At 60.8% G+C, this 21,049-nt stretch carries 18 protein-coding genes; 15 read left to right on the forward strand and 3 right to left on the reverse strand.

Annotated features, from left to right (window positions below):
* Positions 1-7: 7 nt before the first annotated feature.
* Positions 8-799, reverse strand: a complete 792-nt coding sequence (gene xth, locus GA0061101_RS12610) for an exodeoxyribonuclease III (RefSeq protein WP_037201772.1) — start codon at positions 797-799, stop codon at positions 8-10.
* 127 nt (positions 800-926) lie between these two features.
* Complete coding sequence (gene erpA / locus GA0061101_RS12615; protein ID WP_034505246.1) at positions 927-1,259, reverse strand: iron-sulfur cluster insertion protein ErpA; 333 nt, start codon at positions 1,257-1,259, stop codon at positions 927-929.
* Positions 1,260-1,547: 288 nt separating this feature from the next.
* On the opposite strand from erpA, the gene GA0061101_RS12620 reads away from it, so the two are divergent.
* From GA0061101_RS12620 to GA0061101_RS12680, 13 genes are all read left to right on the forward strand, one after another.
* Positions 1,548-2,765 carry a deoxyguanosinetriphosphate triphosphohydrolase gene (locus GA0061101_RS12620; RefSeq protein ID WP_037201776.1) on the forward strand — a complete coding sequence of 406 codons (1,218 nt, stop codon included), beginning with the start codon at positions 1,548-1,550 and terminating at the stop codon, positions 2,763-2,765.
* A gap of 55 nt (positions 2,766-2,820) precedes the next feature.
* A complete protein-coding gene (argS, locus tag GA0061101_RS12625) occupies positions 2,821-4,581 on the forward strand; it encodes an arginine--tRNA ligase (protein WP_037201778.1) in 1,761 nt (586 codons plus the stop codon).
* A 61-nt stretch (positions 4,582-4,642) separates the two neighbouring features.
* On the forward strand, positions 4,643-7,396 hold the full coding sequence (locus tag GA0061101_RS12630) for an SPOR domain-containing protein (RefSeq protein ID WP_092573672.1): 2,754 nt from the start codon (positions 4,643-4,645) through the stop codon (positions 7,394-7,396).
* A 129-nt stretch (positions 7,397-7,525) separates the two neighbouring features.
* Positions 7,526-8,539 (forward strand): beta-N-acetylhexosaminidase, encoded by a 1,014-nt coding sequence (gene nagZ / locus GA0061101_RS12635; RefSeq protein ID WP_037202802.1) that lies wholly within the window; start codon positions 7,526-7,528, stop codon positions 8,537-8,539.
* Between the two features lie 23 nt (positions 8,540-8,562).
* Entirely contained in the window at positions 8,563-9,408 is an 846-nt protein-coding gene (locus tag GA0061101_RS12640; protein ID WP_037201782.1) for a segregation and condensation protein A, read from the forward strand.
* A gap of 44 nt (positions 9,409-9,452) precedes the next feature.
* Complete coding sequence (gene scpB, locus GA0061101_RS12645; RefSeq protein ID WP_037201783.1) at positions 9,453-10,145, forward strand: SMC-Scp complex subunit ScpB; 693 nt, start codon at positions 9,453-9,455, stop codon at positions 10,143-10,145.
* A 245-nt stretch (positions 10,146-10,390) separates the two neighbouring features.
* Positions 10,391-10,609 (forward strand): twin-arginine translocase TatA/TatE family subunit, encoded by a 219-nt coding sequence (locus GA0061101_RS12650; RefSeq protein ID WP_037202803.1) that lies wholly within the window; start codon positions 10,391-10,393, stop codon positions 10,607-10,609.
* 54 nt (positions 10,610-10,663) lie between these two features.
* Positions 10,664-11,332 (forward strand): Sec-independent protein translocase protein TatB, encoded by a 669-nt coding sequence (gene tatB, locus GA0061101_RS12655; RefSeq protein WP_047638024.1) that lies wholly within the window; start codon positions 10,664-10,666, stop codon positions 11,330-11,332.
* Positions 11,329-12,156 carry a twin-arginine translocase subunit TatC gene (gene tatC, locus GA0061101_RS12660; RefSeq protein ID WP_037201788.1) on the forward strand — a complete coding sequence of 276 codons (828 nt, stop codon included), beginning with the start codon at positions 11,329-11,331 and terminating at the stop codon, positions 12,154-12,156. The genes tatB and tatC overlap by 4 nt, the downstream gene beginning before the upstream one ends.
* 100 nt (positions 12,157-12,256) lie before the next feature.
* Positions 12,257-13,540 (forward strand): serine--tRNA ligase, encoded by a 1,284-nt coding sequence (serS, locus tag GA0061101_RS12665; protein ID WP_092573673.1) that lies wholly within the window; start codon positions 12,257-12,259, stop codon positions 13,538-13,540.
* Positions 13,541-13,556: 16 nt separating this feature from the next.
* Complete coding sequence (surE, locus tag GA0061101_RS12670; protein WP_092573674.1) at positions 13,557-14,321, forward strand: 5'/3'-nucleotidase SurE; 765 nt, start codon at positions 13,557-13,559, stop codon at positions 14,319-14,321.
* Between the two features lie 4 nt (positions 14,322-14,325).
* A complete protein-coding gene (locus GA0061101_RS12675; protein ID WP_037201794.1) occupies positions 14,326-14,979 on the forward strand; it encodes a protein-L-isoaspartate(D-aspartate) O-methyltransferase in 654 nt (217 codons plus the stop codon).
* Positions 14,980-15,150: 171 nt separating this feature from the next.
* The gene (locus GA0061101_RS12680; RefSeq protein WP_092573675.1) at positions 15,151-16,839 is read left to right on the forward strand and encodes a LysM peptidoglycan-binding domain-containing M23 family metallopeptidase; all 1,689 of its coding nucleotides are present in this window, start codon (positions 15,151-15,153) and stop codon (positions 16,837-16,839) included.
* Between the two features lie 78 nt (positions 16,840-16,917).
* Here the strand turns inward: GA0061101_RS12680 and GA0061101_RS12685 are convergent, their stop codons facing one another.
* Positions 16,918-17,790, reverse strand: coding sequence for an ATP-binding protein (locus GA0061101_RS12685; protein WP_092573676.1), 873 nt, complete (start codon positions 17,788-17,790; stop codon positions 16,918-16,920).
* 207 nt (positions 17,791-17,997) lie between these two features.
* Here GA0061101_RS12685 and yajC point away from each other — a divergent pair, with 207 nt between their 5' ends.
* Both yajC and secDF read left to right on the forward strand, forming a co-directional pair.
* A complete protein-coding gene (gene yajC, locus GA0061101_RS12690; RefSeq protein ID WP_037201801.1) occupies positions 17,998-18,345 on the forward strand; it encodes a preprotein translocase subunit YajC in 348 nt (115 codons plus the stop codon).
* Between the two features lie 158 nt (positions 18,346-18,503).
* Positions 18,504-21,047, forward strand: a complete 2,544-nt coding sequence (gene secDF / locus GA0061101_RS12695) for a protein translocase subunit SecDF (protein WP_092573677.1) — start codon at positions 18,504-18,506, stop codon at positions 21,045-21,047.
* Positions 21,048-21,049 lie beyond the last annotated feature (2 nt).

A 21,049-nucleotide genomic window follows, 5' to 3' on the forward strand; every position in this document is an offset into this window, starting at 1 on the left:
TCGAAGCTTAGCTGCTGAAATCGAGATGCGCGATGACCGGGACGTGGTCAGAGGGTTTTTCCCAAGCGCGCACGTGTTTCTCGATCGCGGTCGCCGCAAGGCGATCGGCCGCTTCCGGCGACAGCATCAGATGGTCGATCCGGATGCCGTTGTTCTTCGGCCAGGCACCGGCCTGGTAATCCCAGAATGAATAGAGTTTGACCGCATCGGTGGTGGCGCGGACTGCGTCGGTGAAGCCGAGATGTTCGAGCTGGCGGAAAGCCCGGCGGGTCTGGGGCAGGAACAGCGCATCGTTTTCCCATACCTTCGGGTCGAAGCAATCATGCGGCTCCGGGATAACATTGTAGTCGCCGGCAAGAATGATCGGTTCTTCCAGCGCCAGGCGATCCCCAGCGAATTTTCGCAGACGTTCCATCCAAGCGAGTTTGTAGGGATATTTTTCCGTATCGATCGGGTTGCCGTTCGGCAAATATAGGCAGCAGACACGCAATGCGCCGTGTCCTTCGATGGAAAACACCGCTTCCATGAAGCGGGCTTGCTCATCGCCATCGTCACCGGGCAGGCCGCGCGTCACTTCGTCAGGCTTGACCTTGGAGAGAATCGCAACGCCGTTGAAACCCTTTTGCCCGTGCGTCTCGACATGATAGCCGAGCGCCTCGATCTCCAGGCGCGGAAAACCTTCGTCGACCGTCTTGATCTCCTGCAGGCAGGCGATGTCCGGGCTCGAATCCTTCAGCCATTGGCACAGGTTCTCGATACGCGCTTTGACGCCGTTGATGTTCCAGGTGGCGATTTTCATGGGCGGCTCGTTCCTTTGCTTCGCCTTGTTGTATCCGCAGCAAGTGGACTTGACTACCGCCCATGTGAAAGCCGGCCGGGAGCAAAGGCCTCCGGCCGGCGATCAAGCTGTGGAAAAAGCTGACGTGTCAGATCGAAAAACTGGTGCCGCAGCCACAGCTTGCGACAGCATTCGGATTCTTGATCTGAAAGGATTGCCCGAGCAGATTGTCGACGAAATCGATCTCGGAACCGGCCATGTAGACCAGCGATAACTGGTCGATCAGCACGGTGGCATCACCCTTTTCGACAATGATATCATCGTCTTCGGGGCCTTCGGCAAGATCGAATTTATAGGAAAAGCCGGAACAGCCGCCGCCTTCGACGGCGACGCGAAGCGCCCGTTTGCCAGCCTCTGCGCCGACGATATCAGCGATTCGCTTTGCCGCGGCGTCCGATAGGGTTACGTTTGTCTCAGTCATGCATTCCTCCTGCCGGGGTCAAGATCCGGAGAGAACCATTACGCCGTCGAACTTTCAAACGGCTGATATCCATAGCCTTTATCATGAAAGTCAGGCCGGTGACAGCTATGGTTTCGTGGTTGAGCCACACACCATTTTGCTGTTTTCTTGTCTATAGGTATGAAGGCTGCAAAGCGACGTCAATGGGCTGGGCTGCTCCATGTTTGGAGGAATACCATTGGCCGACTGAAATGAAACGCCCTTCGCGCGTTTGAGCGCGCAGGGTACTAATGCCGGAATGGATAGGTAATGACGATCGACAGGCATGCATTGGGTTTCGGTTATGGAGAAAAGGCCGCCTACGCGACGGACCCTTGGGCATCGCGAGGCCGGCTCTATGAAGAGGGGGCGAGCCCGACGCGCTCCGAATTCCAGCGTGACCGCGACAGGATCGTCCACACGACGGCCTTCCGGCGACTGAAGCACAAGACGCAGGTGTTCATTGCTCAGGACGGCGATCACTACCGCACGCGCCTGACGCATACGATCGAAGTTGCGCAGGTTGCTCGCGCCCTGGCGCGCGCGCTGAAGCTGGATGAGGATCTGGCCGAAGGCGTGGCGCTGGTTCACGATTTCGGCCACACGCCCTTCGGGCACACCGGCGAAGACGCGCTGCACGAGATGCTGCTGCCCTATGGCGGCTTCGACCACAATGCGCAATCCCTGCGCATCGTGACGAAGCTCGAGCGGCGTTATGCCGAATTCGACGGGCTCAATCTTACCTGGGAGACGCTCGAAGGCCTGGTCAAACACAACGGTCCGCTGATGACGCCCGACGGCAAGGGCACCCATGGCCCGGTGCCGCAGCCCATCCTGGACTATTGCGAAATCCATGATCTCGAAATTGCCACCTATGCCAGTCTGGAGGCGCAGGTTGCGGCGATCGCCGACGACATCGCTTACAACACGCATGATATCGATGACGGCCTTCGTTCCGGCTATCTGACCTTCGACATGCTGGAGGAGGTGCCGTTTCTCTCCGGGCTCATGGCGGAGGTGAGGGCGCGCTATCCGCATCTGGAGCCGAGCCGGTTCACGCATGAGATCATGCGCCGGCAGATCACCCGCATGGTCGAGGATGTGATTGCGGTATCACAGCAAGCGCTCGCCGAGATCAAGCCTGACAGCGTTGCCGATATCCGCGGCGCCGGCCGCATCATCTCGACTTTCTCGCCCGAGATGGCCGAAACCGATAAGCAGATCAAGCAGATGCTGTTCAAGCGCATTTATCGCCACCCGGATATCATGCGTATCCGTGCCGGCGCGGCACAGATCGTTACGGATCTGTTCCGTGCCTATATGGACAATCCCAAGGAGATGCAGAGCCATTATTGGGTCGACCATATCGCCGGCCTCGCCGTCGCCGCCAAGGCTCGACATGTCGGCGACTATCTGGCTGGCATGACCGACACCTATGCCATCAGTGCTCACAAGCGGCTGTTTGACCAGACTCCCGATTTGCGATAGGCAGCGGCGGCGTTGGGCCGACAGCGGCCCGCCCAAGCTATGCGTGGACCATATCATGAACCTTTTCACCGACTTCGAAGCAAGAATTAAGAACGCTCTCGAGCAAATTGATATTGTAAGAGAAAAGCGATCTGAACTCGACTTCGGGCGTATCGGCGTTGAGCCGCCGCGAGACGCCAGCCATGGCGATGTCGCCACCAATGCGGCCATGGTACTGTCCAAGGCGCTCGGCACCAATCCGCGCGCGCTCGCCGAGATTATCGTCGCCAAGCTGAAGGAAGACGCAGACGTCGCCGAGGTTTCGGTCGCCGGTCCTGGCTTCATCAATATCCGCCTCTCGGTCGGCTACTGGCAGCGTCTCTTGTCGACCATGATCTCCGAGGGAGAGCGGTTCGGTCGCTCGACCCTCGGCTTGGGCCAAAAGGTCAACGTCGAGTACGTCTCCGCCAACCCGACGGGCCCGATGCATGTCGGCCATTGCCGTGGTGCCGTGGTTGGCGACGCGCTGGCGAACCTGCTCGGTTTTGCCGGCTATGAGGTCACCAAGGAATATTACATCAATGATGCTGGCTCGCAGATCGACGTGCTGGCTCGGTCCGTGTTCATTCGGTATCGCGAGGCGCTCGGCGAGCCGGTCGGCGAAATCCCGGCCGGCCTTTATCCCGGCGACTATTTGGTTCCGGTCGGCGAAGCGCTCGCCAAGGAATTCGGCACGAAGCTGCGCGGCATGCCGGAAGATCAATGGCTTCCCATCGTCAAGGATCGGGCCATCGACGCGATGATGGCGATGATCCGCCAGGATCTCGAAGCCTTGAACGTTCACCATGACGTCTTCTTCTCCGAGCGCACGCTGCACGCCAATGGCGCGGCCCTGATTCGCACTGCGATCAACGACCTGACCTTCAAGGGCTATGTCTACAAGGGCGCATTGCCGCCGCCGAAGGGACAATTGCCTGAAGATTGGGAAGATCGCGAGCAGACGCTCTTCCGCTCGACGGAAGTGGGCGATGATATCGATCGTCCGCTGATCAAGTCGGACGGTTCCTATACCTATTTTGCCGCCGACGTCGCCTACTTCAAGAATAAGTTCGATCGCGGCTTCAACGAGATGATCTATATTCTCGGCGCCGACCATGGCGGCTACGTCAAGCGGCTCGAAGCTGTGGCGCGTGGGGTATCGGAGGGAAAGGCGAAGCTGACGGTGCTTCTATGCCAGCTGGTCAAGCTGTTCCGCGATGGCGAGCCCGTGAAGATGTCGAAGCGGTCGGGCGATTTCGTCACGCTGCGCGAAGTCGTCGACGAAGTCGGCCGCGATTCGGTGCGGTTCATGATGCTCTATCGGAAGAATTCCGAGCCCTTGGACTTCGACTTTGCAAAGGTCACGGAACAGTCCAAGGACAATCCGGTCTTCTACGTGCAGTATGCGCATGCTCGCTGCATGTCGATCTTCCGGCAGGCCAAGGAAGCCTTCCCCGACCTCGATATTGCATCGCTCGACCTGGCCAAGGCGGTCGCCGGCGTGATCTCCGATCCGGCTGAACTACAGCTGGTCGCCAAGATTGCGGAATTCCCGCGAATCGTTGAAGCTGCGGCACAGTCGCAGGAGCCTCATCGCATCGCCTTTTACCTTTACGATCTAGCAAGTTCCTTCCATGGACACTGGAATAAAGGTAAAGATTTACCTGAATTACGATTTGTTAACGATAAGAACCGAGAATTGAGCATTGCCAGACTTGGGCTGGTGTACGCTGTCGCGTCGGTTTTGAAGTCAGGTCTTGGTATAACTGGGACCGCAGCACCGGACGAAATGCGATAAACGTCACCATTTACCCACATTGCGCTGGCATTTAACTGTAGCGTTTTCGAGTGGAACGGTGATGGCAGAAAAACAGTTGGCGTATCGCGCAAGCGGAAACGACGAGTTCTTTGCGGATGATGATCCGCTCGCAGAACTCGCGCGTATCGTAGGTTTTGAGCCGCGCCCTGCTGCTCAGGCAGCTCCCGCGGCTCAGCGGCAGGAGCCCGCCTTCAATCTCGAGGACGAGCTTCTTCGCGAATTCGAGCGTTACGATACGCCTCGTATGAGTCCGGCAAATGACATTTCTGTTCCGCCGGAGCAGCCGGTGCTTTCCAATCAGGCTCCGGTTTCGCCTCCTGCCGAACCGGTGCGAGCCGAACCCAAGTTCGAAGAGCCGCCGCAGCCTGTGGCCCCGGTCAAGCCTACAATGGGTGCGCGCGATCTGATCGACGAGCTGGAAATGTCGATCGCGCCGGCTTTGCAGGCGGTCATGGCCTCGCCTCCGCCACGACTCGATCCGCCGCCGGCGCCTCCGGTCGTCAAGCCGACGCCGCAGTCCGCTGCCGCGACCGTGCGGTTGCCGCTTGCGAACTTTACGCTTGCATCCCCATCCGTGCCGCGCGAGCAGCCCGCCCCGGTGGCTCCTGTGCTGCCCGAAACAAGCCAGGTCGACACGGCATTCGATTTCGAGCCGGCCAAAACTGCTGCTGCGTATCAAACTTACAAGCCGCAGCCCGTTGTCGCTGATCAGCCGACCCCGGCGGTCGATGTGCCTGCATCGCCCAAGGTGCGGACCGTTGACGCGGCCGCCCTTTCGGCGGAGATCGATGCTCTATTGGCCGACGTGGATCGCTATCCCGTTCCGCCGAGAAGCAATGATCCGGTAGCGAAGGCGGAACCCAGCTTCGGTGATTTCGGTTCTTCGTTCACAGAACACGCCGCTGCGCCGGCGGTTGCCGCGACTGCGCCGCAGCCTGAGGCGCCGCAACCGATCACCTTTGATATCGAGGATCCGTTTGCCGGTCAGGATTTCGAGTTCGATCTCGCGGATATCGAGATGGAACTTGCCGGTCTCGATTTTGCCGAGGCCGATAAATCCGCTCCTGCAAGACAACCGGTTCCGGCTGCGCCGGCAATTGAACCCATCGTCTCACGCGCCACGCCGGTTGCGCCGGCGCCTGTCGCTCCTTTAGCCGCCGCGGTTGCGCCGCAGCCGGTGCAGGCCGCACCGATCCCCGTCGTGCCCGCCGCAAGCATGACTGCTCCGGCGTTCGACGCCGATCAGATGCTGCCCTTCGATCCGACCGAGATTTCCGATACGGAAGAGCGCGTCGAAAACTTCGAGGGATCGCATGTTCCGCATCTGCCGGCGATCGAGCCGGAAGAGCCGGTCGTCGTTCCGCCGGAATATGATTTCGACATCGATTCCGAGATGGCGAGCCTCCTGGGCACGCCGGCCAAGGAAGCAGCATCGGAGCCGTTCAAGCCCGCCGCTGGTGCCGCGTTCGGCGGCGCTGCCGCCGCAGCATCTTGGTCGAAGAGCACGGCGGCCCAGCCCGCTGCGGCCGTTGCCAAACAGCCGATCGAGGAATTCGATGAATTCGAGCGTGCGCTGGAGGAGGATTTCCGCCGCAGCTATCGCGAAGCCGCCACTCCGGTCGAGAATGTTGCCCGGATGACGCTGAACCCGGCGGCGGCCAACCGTCGTCCGGCGCGTCCGGTGCGCAACCTGGCGACAGCCGCGGCCGTCATCGCCGTTCTCGGTCTTGGCGCTTACGGCGTCTACGGCTGGGTCCGTCACGGATCGCCGATCTCCAACTTCTCCGGCGAGCCGCGCGTGATTACCGCCGATGCCAATCCGGTGAAGGTGGCTCCGGAAAATCCAGGCGGCACCGTTGTCCCCAATCAGGACAAGGCCGTTTATGACCGCGTCGCCGGCGACGGCACCGCAGCGCCGAAGCAGAAGGAGCTGGTCTCCTCCAACGAGCAGCCGGTCGATGTGGTGCAGAAGACCCTCATTCCGGAATCCGTATCTCCGGATGACGATAGTGGCGATCAGGTGACGTCGACCCCCGTCGGTGAAACCCAAGATCCGCGCCTGCTTCCAAATCAGGACGGCGGCAACGCGAATGTCGCGGCCAATGATGACGGTCAGGTGCCGGCGGTATCGCCGCGCAAGGTCCGGACGATGATCGTCAAGCCTGACGGTTCTCTGGTTGCTCGTGACGAGCCTGCCGTCGACACCACGACAACAGCTGCGGCAAAGCCGGCAGCAAACAACCAGGTTGCATCGGCCGATCTTCGTCCGGCCACCACGAATACGCCGCCGACCTCCGCCAATACGCCGCCGGCCGCCGCCGATGGCGACGCTGCCAGCGCCGAAAGCACGCCGATCCGTGTCGTCAAGACGACCCCGCTTCCGACCGCTCGTCCAGAACCGGCCAAGGCAACCGCTACCGCTGCCGCCGCACCTGCGCCCGCCGCCGTTGCGCCTCGCCAGACGCAGCCCAAGCCTCAGCCGCAGCAGGTCGCTTCGGCAAGCCCGGCGCCAACTCGCCAGGCCGCTCCGGCTGCCGCGACCGTCGGCGCTGGTGGTTATGGTGTGCAGATTGCTTCCCTGCCGTCCGAGGCCGATGCGCAGAAGTCGCAGGCGAACCTGAAGGTGAAGTTCGCCAGTGTCATCGGCAACCATCCGCTGGAAATCCGCAAGGCCGATATCGCCGGCAAGGGCACCTACTATCGCGTCCGCGTCGTCGCCGGTTCCAAGGACGAGGCCGCAGCCATCTGCGAGCGCTACCGCACCGCTGGCGGCACCTGCCTGATTTCGAAATAAGGGATCTGGCTTCAGTCTCTCGGCAAAGCGGCGGGTTCATCCCGCCGTTTTCGTTTGCGCCGTTCGGTTTTTGTGAATGCCGGCTTGACGCCGCTCGCGTTTCGCGGCGCCAGTCTCTATGATTCGAGCATGACCGAATCGAAATCCATGATCCTTGGCTGCAGCGGCCATGCCATCACGCCCGAAGAGCGCTCCTTCTATCAGGGAGAACAGCCATGGGGCTTCATCCTGTTTGGACGCAATATCTCCGAGCCGGCCCAGATCGCCGATCTGGTTGCGTCCCTGCGTGACAGTGTCGGGCGTGACGCGCCGGTTTTCATCGACCAGGAGGGGGGCAGGGTGCAGCGCATCCGCCCGCCGATCCTGCCGCATTATCCTTCCGGCCAGGCCCTAGGCGATATCTATCGTCAGGATCGTGAGCGCGGCCTGCGGGCAGCCTGGCTGATGTCCAGGCTGCATGCCTTCGATCTTTTGAAGTTCGGTATTAATGTCGATTGTCTGCCCGTGCTTGATGTCCCGGTCGAGGGTTCCAGCAATGTCATCGGCAATCGCGCCTATGGCGGCGATCCCGTAACGGTGATGGAGATGGGGCGTGCGGCGGCCGAAGGTCTCAAGGCCGGCGGCGTCCTGCCCGTGATGAAGCACATGCCCGGCCATGGCCGTGGCTTTGCCGATTCGCATCACGAATTGCCCGTCGTCTCTGTTCCGCGCGCTGAGCTCGAGGCGCATGATTTCATGCCTTTCGTCGCACTAAAGGACGAATTGATGGCGATGACGTGCCATGTCGTCTTCACCGATATCGATCCGACGAACCCAGCGACGACGTCGCGCAAGGTAATCGAGGAGATCATCCGTGGCCATATCGGCTTTGAGGGCCTGTTGTTGTCGGACGACACTTCGATGAATGCACTGAAGGGTACGATCGGCGAGCGCGCTGCAAATATTGTTGCGGGCGGATGCGATATCGTGCTGCATTGCAATGGCGTTATGGACGAGATGCAGCAGGTCGTGCGCAACGTTCCGCCACTGACCGGCGCGGCGCTGGCGCGGACCAAGGCGGTGGAAGCCGCTTTCGGTCAAGATGATGGCGCCGACGAGACGTCGATTCGCGCCGAATTCGACGCTATGTTTGCAGTGGCCTAGACCGAACTCCGAGGATCTGACGGGTGAACAAGGTGAGCGGCACGGAGAAGTTTCAGCAGACGGCAATGCCGATGGACAAGCTGTGGCAGGAAAGCGACGCGCAACGCGGCTCGCATGATCCGGCCCTCGTCATCGATATCGCCGGCTTTGAAGGACCGCTGGATCTGCTGCTGCATCTGGCCCGCACCCAGAAGGTCGATCTGTCGCGCATCTCCGTGCTGGCGCTTGCCGAGCAATATCTTCTGTTCATCGACAGCGCCCGGCGCATTCGCATAGAGCTTGCAGCCGACTATCTGGTCATGGCCGCGTGGCTTGCCTATCTCAAATCCAAGTTGCTCATTCCGCAACAGAGCAAGGAAGACGGACCGACGGGTGAGGAGATGGCGGCGACGCTCGCCTTCCGCCTGAAGCGCCTTGAAGCGATGCGCGATGCGGCGACGGATCTCGTCAATCGCAATCGCCTCGGTCGCGATATATTTGCCCGCGGAGCGCCGGAGCACATCCCGGATCGGCGCCAATCGGCCTTTGATGCCAGTCTCTACGATCTTCTGAGTGCCTATGCCGGACTACGCCAGCGACAGGCTGTCACCCAGGTGACGATCGAGAAGCGCCGCGTCTGGTCTCTAGCGGATGCTCGCGTGATCCTGGACCGGATGATTGGTGAAATCACCGATTGGACCGCGTTGGAACATTATCTGGTAGGTTACATGACGAGCGCCAGCGAGCGTGCGACGGCCATCGCCAGCGCCTTTGCGGCTTCGCTCGAGCTGGTGCGCGAAGGGCAGCTGGAAATCCGGCAGGAGGGCGCATTTCAGCCGCTCTACATGCGGCGCGGGCCGAAGCACGCCTCACTTGAAGCCGCGGAATAGGGCAGGGAGCGAGCGTGACCGATCCTGACGAAGACCAGCCGCGGATGGAATACGAGACAGCGGCGCCCGAGGTAGATGAGCGCCGTCTGGGCGACGCCGAGCGCGTTGCCGAAGCGCTGGTCTTCGCTTCGGCTCAGCCGGTTTCCGAGGCGTTCATTGCCGAGCGTGTCGCGCCTGGCGTCGATGTTCCCGCCCTGATGCAGAAGCTCAAGTCCGATTACGCCATGCGTGGCGTCAATCTCATTCAGATTGAAGGAGCCTGGGCCTTCCGGACGGCAGCCGATCTCTCTTTCATGATCCGGCGCGATGAGAACGAAGTGCGGAAACTGTCCCGCGCCGCCCTCGAAGTACTGGCCATCATCGCCTATCATCAGCCGGTGACGCGCGCCGAAATCGAGGATATCAGGGGCGTGCAGACCTCCAGGGGCACGCTCGATGTCCTGATGGAAGCCGGCTGGGTTCGTTTCCGCGGCCGTCGCCGTACGCCGGGCCGACCGGTGACTCTGGGCACGACGCGCGACTTCCTCGATCACTTCGGCCTGGAAGAGCTGCGCGATTTGCCGGGTCTCGAAGAGCTGAAGGGAGCGGGCTTGTTGTCCGGACGCATCCCCGCCAATTTCAATATCCCGTCGCCATTGATGAGCGACGAGCTCACCGAAGACGAGGATCCCATCACGCAGATGGACCTGGAAGAGCTCGGTCTTCTGCCGCCGAGCGGCGCAAACTCCGGCGATTGAGCCAGAAGCAATGGCATTTCAACGGGCGATCGCGGCAAGGCCGGCTTTTTTTCGAAACTGATGGCGCGTCTCTCTTTTGCCATTAGCCGGTGCGAATATGAAAATCATTCTCTCGGGTTGGAGACGTTCGGTCGCCGCAACGGCGTTCGGCATATCGATATGCGTGGATGCAGTACATTTTGGTGTTTGAAAAACATCCGCAAACGTCTTACATCGAGAAGACGCAAAAATTGGGAGTTATCGCAATGGGTTCTCTAAGCATATGGCACTGGCTCATCGTCCTGGCCATCGCGCTGTTGTTGTTCGGCCGTGGAAAGATCCCGGAGCTGATGGGTGACGTCGCAAAGGGTATCAAGAGCTTCAAAAAAGGCATGAACGACGACGAGGATACTTCGGCGCAGCCGACCCCGGCGGCGACGACGACGTCCCGCACGGTCGAGCACAAGGCTGACGAAACGAAGTAATCAAGTCGGGCGGGCGCGGGCTGAAAGGCTTGCCGTTGGCCCAGGAGCCTTTGCATGTTCGATATAGGCTGGTCGGAGCTCGTGATTATTGCCATCGTGGCACTTGTGGTCATTGGCCCGAAGGAGCTGCCGGCAACATTGCGGACAATCGGCAAGATGACCGCGCGCGCCCGAAAAGTGGCGGGAGACTTCCGTGCACAGTTCGATGAGGCGATGCGCGAGGCAGAGTTGGACGATGTGCGCCAGACGATCTCGGATGCCCAGAAGCTCAATCCCGTCAATTCGTTGCGGGAAGCCATGAACCCGTTGCGGCAGATGGGCAACGAGATAAAAGCCGATCTGCAGCGTTCGACGACGATGGACAAACCCGCGACCGCAACGTCTGTTACGGACGAACCGGTGCCCGGTGTCGCGGCTGGATTGCCGGAAGCGCTTTCGACGATCCCAGCGTCGAACGAGCCGGCGCCCGTGGTTGCTCCCCCTCCACAATCGGTTGCCGCTGCAAGCGAAACAACCGCCAAGCCGAAGGCTGCGCGCAAACCGCGGGCCAAGGCGGATGATGTCGCTGCCGCCGCCGTGCAGACCTCCGTCGTTGCGGAAAAGCCGAAACGTGCGCCACGCAAGGTGGCGGTAGCCGCTGCTGCTGAGGAAACGCCCGCCACTGCCCCCAGGAAGCGCGCTACAGCCAGTAAGACAACGCCGAAGAAGAAGGACCAGGCATGACGGGTGATATCGACGATAAGCCGCAGCCGCTTATCGAACACCTCATGGAACTGCGTTCGCGGCTGATCTGGTCGCTGGTGGCGTTCTTCATTGCCTTCATCGGCTGCTTCGCCGTGGCGAAACACCTCTTCAACTATCTGGTCTACCCCTATAAATGGGCTGTCGTCTGGGCCGGTCTCGATCTTAGCAAGGCCGAGCTGATCTATACGGCGCCGCAGGAATTCTTCTTCACCCAGGTGAAGGTCGCCATGTTCGGCGCGCTGGTCATCGCTTTCCCGATCATCGCCGCGCAGATCTACAAGTTCGTGGCGCCCGGCCTTTACAAGAACGAGCGCTCTGCCTTCCTTCCGTTCCTGATCGCGTCGCCCGTTCTATTTCTGATGGGTGCGGCGCTCGTCTATTTCTTCTTCTGCCCCATGGTCATGTGGTTCTTCCTGAAGATGCAGCAGGCGCCAGCCGACGGTCAGATCGGCATTGCGCTGCTGCCGAAGGTCTCGGAATATCTGAGCCTGATCATGACGCTGGTCTTCTCCTTCGGCCTTGTCTTCCAGTTGCCTGTCATCACCACGCTGCTGGCGCGCGTCGGACTGTTGACATCGGAGTGGCTGGCGCAAAAGCGCAAGTTTGCGATCGTCTTCGCGTTCATCATAGCCGCCGTGCTGACGCCGCCGGATCCGATGTCCCAGATCGGCCTTGCAGTGCCGACGATCCTTCTCTACGAGATTTCCATCTACGCGGCGCGACTCGTGGAACGCCAGCGTGCACGGCAGACGCTTGAGGAGAATGACGAGACGTCCGATGTCACCAAGACGGATAATGTCTGAGCGACGGGCGAGGATCGTTCTCCCCTGAGGGTTTGCCGGATCGATCTCCGACCGATATTTCGGTTGGAGCCGCAGTCATGTGTAACGATCTGGAACGACGATGCTTGATATCAAATGGATTCGTGAGAACGCCGAGGCTCTGGATGCAGCGCTTGCCAAGCGCGGCGCGGAGCCTCTGTCGCAAGGCCTCATTGCGCTCGACGAGAAGCGCCGCTCCGTCATTCAATCAGTCCAGGATATGCAGTCCCGGCGCAACGCCGCCTCGAAGGAGATCGGCGCGGCCATGGCGCAGAAGAACGCCGAGCTTGCCGAGAAGCTGAAGGCCGAGGTCGCCGACATCAAGACTTCGCTTCCGGCTGCGGAGGAGGAGGAGCGCACGCTGACGGCCGAGCTCAACGACGCCCTGTCGCGCATTCCGAATATCCCGCTTGAGGATGTGCCTGTCGGCAAGGACGAGCATGACAATGTCGTCAAGCATTCCTGGGGCGCCAGGCCGACCTGGAACCACATGCCGAAGGAGCATTTCGAGATCGGCGAAGAGCTCGGCTATATGGATTTCGAGCGCGCGACCAAGCTTTCTGGTTCGCGCTTCACCGTGTTGACGTCGCAGCTTGCGCGCCTCGAGCGTGCGCTTGGCCAGTTCATGCTTGATCTCCATACGAGCGAGCACGGCTACACTGAAGTCAGCTCGCCGCTGATGGTGCGCGACGAGGCCATGTTCGGCACCGGCCAATTGCCGAAATTCGCCGAGGACCTGTTCAGGACCACGGACGGCCGCTGGCTGATCCCGACTGCCGAAGTGACGCTCACCAATCTGGTCTCCGGCGAAATTCTGGATCAGGAAAAGCTGCCGCTGCGCTTCACGGCGCTGACGCCGTCCTTCCGTTCGGAAGCCGGTTCCGCCGGCCGCGATACGCGCGGCATGCTGCGTCAGCACCAGTTCTGGAAGTGCGAGCTGGTGTCGATCACCGATGCCGAAAGCTCGATTGCCGAGCACGAGCGCATGACGGCTTGCGCCGAAGAAGTGCTGAAACGCCTCGGCCTGCACTATCGCGTCATGACGCTATCGACGGGCGACATGGGCTTCGGCGCGCGCAAGACCTACGACCTGGAAGTCTGGCTGCCGGGACAGGATACCTATCGCGAGATCTCGTCATGCTCGGTCTGCGGCGATTTCCAGGCCCGGCGCATGAATGCACGCTACCGTGGCAAGGATGACAAGGGCACGAAGTTCGTTCACACGCTGAACGGCTCCGGCACCGCCGTCGGCCGCTGCCTGATCGCCGTCCTCGAGAATTATCTGAACGCCGATGGTTCCGTCACTGTACCGGACGCACTGCTGCCATATATGGGTGGTGTGACAAGGATCGAGAAAGCAGCATAAATCAGGCGGTGGGGCGATGCGCATACTTCTGACCAATGATGACGGTATTCACGCCGAAGGCTTGGCTGTGTTGGAGCGTATCGCCCGTGCCCTGTCGGACGATGTCTGGATCGTCGCACCCGAGACCGATCAGAGTGGCCTTGCTCATTCGCTGAGCCTTTCCGAGCCCTTGCGGATGCGCAAGGTCTCCGACAAGCACTATGCGCTGCGGGGAACGCCGACGGATTGCATTATCATGGGCATCCGGCAGGTGCTGGACATCAAGCCGGATCTGGTGCTTTCGGGCGTCAATTCCGGCTCGAATGTCGCAGACGACGTCACCTATTCCGGAACGATCGCCGGGGCGATCGAGGGGACGCTGCAGGGTGTGCGTTCTTTCGCCCTCAGCCAAGCCTATGTCCATCAGAACGGCGGGCGCGTCGTGCCTTGGGAAGTAGCCGAGGCGCATGCTCCGGCCTTGCTTGGCAAGCTCATCGATATCGATTTGCCCGACGGTACTTTCCTGAACCTGAATTTCCCGAATTGCCGCCCCGACGAGGTCGCAGGGACGGAAGTGACGGCGCAGGGCAATCTCGCCTTCAACATACAAGTGGAGGAGCGTGCGGATGGCCGCGGCTTCCCATATTATTGGCTGAGATTCGGCGAACGCAGCGGCGTGTTCCGTCCGGGTACCGATATTCAGGCGTTGAAACAAAATCGTATTTCGGTAACTCCTTTGAAACTCGATTTGACGGATTATTCGGCGCAGGACCGCGTGGCGCGGGCGCTCGGTATGGAGTAGCGGATTGACACCTCGTTTGGTCGAGAAGGAAGGCTTTGCAGCCGTTGTTCTGCGGCTGCGGGCAGAAGGCATATTGGATATCGATCTGATGACGGCGGTCGAGCAGACGCCGCGCCTGCCTTTCGTGCCGCCGCAATTTGTCGATGATGCCTATTCCAGCCGGACGATCCCGATCGAATGCGGGGCCTTCATGGAAGGCATGGATCTTGTCGTCCGGATTCTTCACGGCCTCAAGATCAAGCCGGGCCACCGCGTTCTCGAGATCGGAACTGGCAGCGGCTTCACCGCCGCCGTCATGGGGCGGATTGTGGAGCGGGTCCTCACGGTCGATCGTTACAAGACGCTGACGACGGCGGCGCAGCAGCGCATGGATGCGCTCGGGCTCCGCAACGTCATCATTCGGCAGGCCGACGGCAGCGCCGGGCTGCAGGGCGAGGGCACCTTCGACCGAATCCTGGTGACCGCCGCGTTCACGGCCATGCCGCGCTTCTATGCCGAGCAGCTGGTGTCGGGCGGATCCATGATCGCGCCGCTGATCGTGTCCGATGGTCTCTGCCGCCTGGTACGCCTGACCAAGACCGGCAGCCGCTTTGAGCGCGAAGAACTCTTCGACGTTCCCTATCAGCCCATCGTGCCGATGCTCGCCTCCTATCTTTGAGGCCCAATTTTGATCGATGAGGATGGAGAGCGGGCCGCCGGCCCGCTGTTTCATTTTCTATGGTTAGCAATTCCTCAAAAAAACACATGCCGCACCAGTGCTTTAACCGCATGGTAAGATTAACGCGCTTTAATCGACCCATAATCGGTTGCGTCTTAAGTGGGTTGAGTCATGGGTTTCAGTCTTTCTTCAAACTTCGGTAAATCGGCAGGGAAAGTCCTGGTGGCCATCCTCCTGGCGAGTACTGCAACGGCTTGTAGTTCAGACACGACCCGCTTCAGCGGGCTCTTCTCCAAGAACACGGATAATGTGACGACGGGTTCCATCAACCGTCGCAGCCTGAATGGTCCGAATGGCGATCCGGTGCCGCGAGCCGATGTCGCGCAGGCCGGCGGCTATGGCCAGCAGGATTATTCGCAGTCGAGCGCACCGGCAACGCAACCCTACCCGAATTCGCCGGCTCGCTATAACCCATCCTATTCCAGTGCTCGTGTGTCCACGGCGCCCGTCGCGATCCAGCGTTCCGATCTGGCGCCTCCCGGTGCGTCTGCCGACATGACTCGCCCGCATGCGGCACCCAGAGCAGAAAACGAAGCGCTCACCCAGCCGTTCCCGTCGTCGCGCAGGAATGATGGCTCGCGCGCCAGGCCGGCTCTTGCTCCGGACACATTGTCGACAGGCACGATCAAGACCGCTTCGGCCCCTCAGCCGTCCTCGGGTTGGACCACCGTCAATGCTCCGAGCGTGACGTTGCATCCGGGCGAGAATATCGCGCTGCTGTCCCGCCGTTATGGTGTTCCGGAGAAGGAAATCCTGCGCGCCAATGGCTTGCGCAACGGCGCCGGCGCTCAGCCCGGCCAGCAGATCATTATACCGACCATGAACGGTGCAGGCGCTGCCAGCCCGGCCAAGATGGCATCGGAGGCGACCGATCTTTCCAAGGGCGGCAAAATGCCGGGCCCGGCCAAGGCGCCGCAACAGGAAGTCCTTGCGCTGCCGTCCAACGGCCAGATGCGCGGCAAGTCTCAGGCAGGCCTTGCCGATCCCAACAAGCTCGCTGCCGGCAACGGCAAGGGACCGACGCCGAAGGGCACCTATGTTGTCAAGCCAGGTGATTCGCTGGCCAGGATTGCCAAGGAAAGCGGCGTAACCGTCGCCGAGCTCAAGCGGGCAAATGGCATGCAGGCCGGCGATGGCGTTCGCATAGGCCAGACTTTGACGCTGCCGCATGGAGCGCTTGCGGCCGACCCCGTCAAGACCGCTTCGATCGAGCCGCAGAAGGTTTCCGCCAAGCCGGTTGCAGAGCCGAAGCAGGCGGCAGCGGAGCCGGTGGCAAAGCAGGCGCCGAAGGCCGTCGCCCACGCGGATACGGCACCCGATGCCGCTGCCGCCAAGCCGCAGGTGGTCGCCTCCGCTTCTCCGAGCCAGGCTGTCAACGACGCCGCAAAGTCCGATGCACAGGCCGACGCGCCGGAAGCAACCGGCATCGGCAAGTATCGCTGGCCGGTTCGCGGCGCGGTCATTGCCGGCTACGGCGCCAACGTCAACGGCAGCCGTAACGACGGTATCGATATCTCCGTTCCTGAGGGAACGCCGATCAAGGCGGCCGAGAACGGCGTTGTCATCTATGCAGGCAATGGCCTGAAGGAGCTCGGCAACACGGTTCTGATCCGTCACGACGATGGCACGGTGACTGTCTATGGTCACGCCGACGCGCTCAGCGTCACACGCGGGCAGAAGGTTCAGCGCGGCCAGACGCTCGCAACGTCGGGCATGAGCGGCAACGTCACCCAGCCGCAAATGCACTTCGAAGTCCGCAAGAATTCGGCTCCGGTCAACCCAATGACGTTCCTTGAATAGGTAGTGCGTCTCAAGGAGTCTGCAAAAAGCCCGGCTATCACCGGGCTTTTTGTCGTTCGGGGGCCTTAATGTCTCGGATCAGTCCCGTTCCAGCATGATGCGCAATCGTCCAGCCAGATCCTGGATATATTGCCAGGCGACGCGGCCGGACCGCGCACCACGCGTCGTCGCCCATTCCAAAGCCTCGTGGTGCATCTGGGTGCGATCCAGCTTGAGCTTGAAGTGATCGGCATAGGCGTCGATCATCTGCAGATAATCTTCCTGGCTGCACTTGTGGAAGCCGAGCCAGAGACCGAAGCGATCGGAAAGCGAAACCTTTTCCTCCACGGCTTCGGACGGATTGATCGCCGTCGACTGCTCATTCTCCATCATGTGACGCGGCAGCAGATGTCGGCGGTTGGATGTGGCGTAGAACAGCACGTTGTCGGGCCGTCCTTCGACACCGCCGTCAAGTGCGGCCTTCAGCGACTTGTATGCGGTATCGTCGTGATCGAAGGACAGGTCGTCGCAGAAGAGGATGATGCGATGCGGCGTCGCCTTCAGAATGTCGAGCAGCACCGGCAGCGAGGAAATATCCTCGCGGTGCACTTCGATCAGTTTCAGCGAGATGCCGGTGGCGCGGCGCACATCCTCGTGCACCGCCTTGACGAGAGAGGACTTGCCCATGCCGCGCGCGCCCCAGAGCAGGACGTTGTTGGCGGCAAAGCCGTCCGCGAAGCGCAATGTGTTCTCGTGAAGAATATCGCGCACGTGATCGACGCCGCGAATGAGGCTAAGCGCCACGCGGTTCGGCCGCGCAACGGGTTGCAGATGGAGCCGGGCAGGGGTCCAGACGAAACAGTCGGCCGCATTCCAGTCGTTGATTGCCGGAGCCGGCCCGGCCAGACGTTCGAGCGCGTCGGCAAGGCGGCGGACTTCCGCAAGGATCAGGGCGTTTTGGTCTTCACTCACCGTTTTCCTCCTGAATATTGTTCAAGAAAGTCGTAAAATGCGCGCGCTGTATTGCCGCGTATCATGCTCCTTCCGGGGCTGAAAGGCTAAGAGGCCGGGAAAACGGTACGGTTCATGGCTGTTTGTGTTGCAATCGCCATGCGCCTAACTATATTCCGGCCACCTGACGCGGGCACCGTCCCCGCAAGGAGTTCAAGGGAGTTTTTGATGTTTATCACCAACGCATATGCGCAAAGCGCGACAGATTCGGTCGCGGGCGCCTTCGGCGGTTCCGGCTTTGAAATGATCATCCTGTTTGTGCCGCTGATGGTCGTTTGGTATTTCCTCCTTATTCGTCCGCAGCGTGCGCAGGCAAAGAAGCGCGACGAAATCCTGAAGAACATTCGCCGCGGCGATCAGATCGTCACCAGCGGCATTGTCGGCAAGGTCACCAAGGTCATCGACGACAAGGAACTCGAAGTCGAGATTGCCGAAGGCGTGCGCATCCGCGTCGTCCGTAGCGCCATTTCGGAAGTTCGCGTCAAGGGTGAGCCCGTCAAGGCCGACGCGGCGTAAGCTTCTCGTGTGCAGGCAGCTCGGCTGGCTGGTGCGCGTCCTCGAAAATCGGGATCGACTTTCTTGAAGGACTGTGCACAAATTCAAGGTGTTACTGCGCCCTTCGCAATCCCTATGGAAAGCGGGGCGCAGTAGGGAAGCCCAAACTCGAGAGAGCGATGCTGCACGTCTCCTGGTGGAAGACCACCCTGATCTGGTTCGCCGTCCTCGCGAGCGTTCTTCTTGCTGCGCCGAACCTGCTCGGTGAGCGTGCGCTTTCCTCTCTTCCGGCCTGGCTGGCGCATAGAAAGATCGAGCTCGGGCTCGATCTTCGCGGCGGTTCCCATCTCCTGCTGAAAATCGAGCGGGACGATGTCGAAAAGGACCGCCTGGAAACGATCGTCGGAGACATTGCCACCCGGCTCCGCACGATGAACATCGCTTATTCCGGCCTCGCCGGAACCGGCCGCAAGATCGAGCTCCGCATCAACGATCCCGCGCAGGTTCAGCCTGCGGTCAATGCATTGAAGCCGCTCACCTCGGGTTCGGACAAGCCGGCTGTTGCGCTTTCCCAGGGCGACAACGGCGCGATGACGCTTAATATCACCGATGCCGATATCAATAATCATGTGTCTTCCGCGGTAGCGCGGGCGCTCAGGATCATTCGCAGCCGTATCGCGCAGCTCGGCGTGGGCGAACCCCTGATCCGCAGACAGGGTGCCGATCGTATTCTCGTGCAGGTGCCTGATCTTGCCGATCCGCAACGGTTGAAGAACCTTCTGAGTCAGCCTGCCAAGCTCAGTTTCCGTCTTATCGATCAATCGATGTCGGTTCAGGACGCCATGAACGGTCGCCCGCCCGCCGGGTCGGACGTGCTGTTTTCCGAAGACGATCCGCCGGTTGGCTATCTCGTGCAAAGGCAGCCTTTGCTGTCCAACGTCGACTTCGCCGACGCCTTGGCCGCCGTCAACGGCCAGAGCAATGACGGTAAGATCTCGGTCAAGCTGACGCAGGAAGCGACCAGCCGCTTCGCGCAATCGACCGCAAGTAATCTCGGCAAAATTGTCGTCGTCGTGTTCGACGATCAGGTCATCTCCGCTGCCACCTTGAAGACGGTGATCGCCACCGGGGAAATCGACATCCCCGGGGATTTCACCGCTCAGGGCGCGCGGGACCTGGCGGTCATGCTCAAGAGCGGGCCACTGCCGGCAACAATGACGCCGGTCGAGGAGCGGACCATCCAGCCCGGCCTCGGCGGTGAGATGACGCGCTACAGCGTCCTTGCCTGCATCGCGGCGGCAATTTTCGTCGCCGTGCTCATGATCGGCTTCTATCGTATCCTCGGTATCGTGGCGACGATCGCGCTTGTCATCAACATCATCATGGTGGTGGCGATCATGGGATTGTTCGGCATCACGCTGACATTGCCGGGCGTTGCCGCCATCGTGCTCACCATTGGTATCGGATTGGATGCGGTGGTGCTGATCTATGAGCGGGTTCGCGAGGAGGAAAAGAATACGCATCTTCTCGTCGATGCGCTGCGCCATGGCTTCAACAGGGCTGCCGCCACCGTGGCCGACGCCAACCTGACCGTGCTCATCGTCGCGGCCATTCTTTTCTATGCGAGCAGCGGCGCCGTACGCGGCTTTGCCGCGACCCTGATTGTCGGCGTTTTCACCACCTTCTTCACCTCCTGCTTCGTGACGCGTTCGCTCATCACCATGTGGATATCGCGCCGCAAGCCGCGCACCTTGCTGGTCGGCGTGCGAAGCGGCATTTTCGATAATGCCAATATCCGTTTCATGGGCATTCGCCGCTACACCTTCACGGTATCGGCGGCTTTGTCGGTGGTCACGCTTCTTGCCTTTGCGACGGTCGGCATGCATCTCGGCGTCGATTTTGCCGGCGGCTCGATCATCGAGGTTCGCGCCAAGCAGGGTGTCGCGGATCTGGCGAATATTCAATCGCGCCTGCAGGACGCGATTCCAGGCGACGTGCGGGTCGAACGGCTCGACGATCGGCTGAGCGCGCTGATCCGCGTGCATGCCCAGGAAGGCGGCGAGAATGCCGAGCAATCGGCCGTGACCCTCGTGCGCGAGGAGTTGAACAAGGATTACGATTTCTCCCGCGTCGAGGTGGTCGGCCCCGCCGTCTCCGGGGAGATCACGACGACCGCTTCGCTTGCCGTACTGGCGGCGCTGATTGCCATTCTCGTCTATATATGGCTGCGCTTCGAGTGGCAGTTTGCAGTCGGCGCGATCATCGCGACCTTGCATGACGTCATCCTGACGCTCGGCCTGTTCGTCCTCACCGGCATGGAATTCAACATGACGGGGATCGCCGCCATTCTGACCATTGTCGGCTATTCATTGAACGATACCGTGGTCGTCTACGACCGCATGCGCGAGAATCTCAGGCGCTATCCGCAAATGCCTTTGCCGATCCTGATCGATGCCTCCATCAATCAGACATTATCGCGGACCATTCTGACATCGGCGACGACGCTTGTGGCGCTGTTGGCCCTTTATATATTCGGCGGGGAGGTGATCCGTGCCTTCACCTTCGTGCTGCTTTTCGGCGTCGCAGTCGGAACTTTCTCGTCGATTTATATTGCGGCGCCCGTGCTGATCCTGTTCAAGCTGCGTCCGGACAAGTTCCAGACCGGCAGCCAAAGCAATGGGCCTGCGGCCGGCGACATCCAGTCAGGCAAACCAGCGGTGTGATA

Source organism: Martinezella lusitana (assembly GCF_900094565.1).
GTDB classification, from domain to species: domain Bacteria; phylum Pseudomonadota; class Alphaproteobacteria; order Rhizobiales; family Rhizobiaceae; genus Rhizobium; species Rhizobium lusitanum.

Coding starts and splice junctions, on each gene's coding strand:
- xth (WP_037201772.1), bottom strand. CDS start 799: ATGAAAATCGCCACCTGGAACATCAACGGCGTCAAAGCGCGTATCGAG.
- erpA (WP_034505246.1), bottom strand. CDS start 1,259: ATGACTGAGACAAACGTAACCCTATCGGACGCCGCGGCAAAGCGAATC.
- GA0061101_RS12620 (WP_037201776.1), top strand. CDS start 1,548: ATGACGATCGACAGGCATGCATTGGGTTTCGGTTATGGAGAAAAGGCC.
- argS (WP_037201778.1), top strand. CDS start 2,821: ATGAACCTTTTCACCGACTTCGAAGCAAGAATTAAGAACGCTCTCGAG.
- GA0061101_RS12630 (WP_092573672.1), top strand. CDS start 4,643: ATGGCAGAAAAACAGTTGGCGTATCGCGCAAGCGGAAACGACGAGTTC.
- nagZ (WP_037202802.1), top strand. CDS start 7,526: ATGACCGAATCGAAATCCATGATCCTTGGCTGCAGCGGCCATGCCATC.
- scpB (WP_037201783.1), top strand. CDS start 9,453: ATGGAATACGAGACAGCGGCGCCCGAGGTAGATGAGCGCCGTCTGGGC.
- GA0061101_RS12650 (WP_037202803.1), top strand. CDS start 10,391: ATGGGTTCTCTAAGCATATGGCACTGGCTCATCGTCCTGGCCATCGCG.
- tatB (WP_047638024.1), top strand. CDS start 10,664: ATGTTCGATATAGGCTGGTCGGAGCTCGTGATTATTGCCATCGTGGCA.
- tatC (WP_037201788.1), top strand. CDS start 11,329: ATGACGGGTGATATCGACGATAAGCCGCAGCCGCTTATCGAACACCTC.
- serS (WP_092573673.1), top strand. CDS start 12,257: ATGCTTGATATCAAATGGATTCGTGAGAACGCCGAGGCTCTGGATGCA.
- surE (WP_092573674.1), top strand. CDS start 13,557: ATGCGCATACTTCTGACCAATGATGACGGTATTCACGCCGAAGGCTTG.
- GA0061101_RS12680 (WP_092573675.1), top strand. CDS start 15,151: ATGGGTTTCAGTCTTTCTTCAAACTTCGGTAAATCGGCAGGGAAAGTC.
- yajC (WP_037201801.1), top strand. CDS start 17,998: ATGTTTATCACCAACGCATATGCGCAAAGCGCGACAGATTCGGTCGCG.
- secDF (WP_092573677.1), top strand. CDS start 18,504: ATGCTGCACGTCTCCTGGTGGAAGACCACCCTGATCTGGTTCGCCGTC.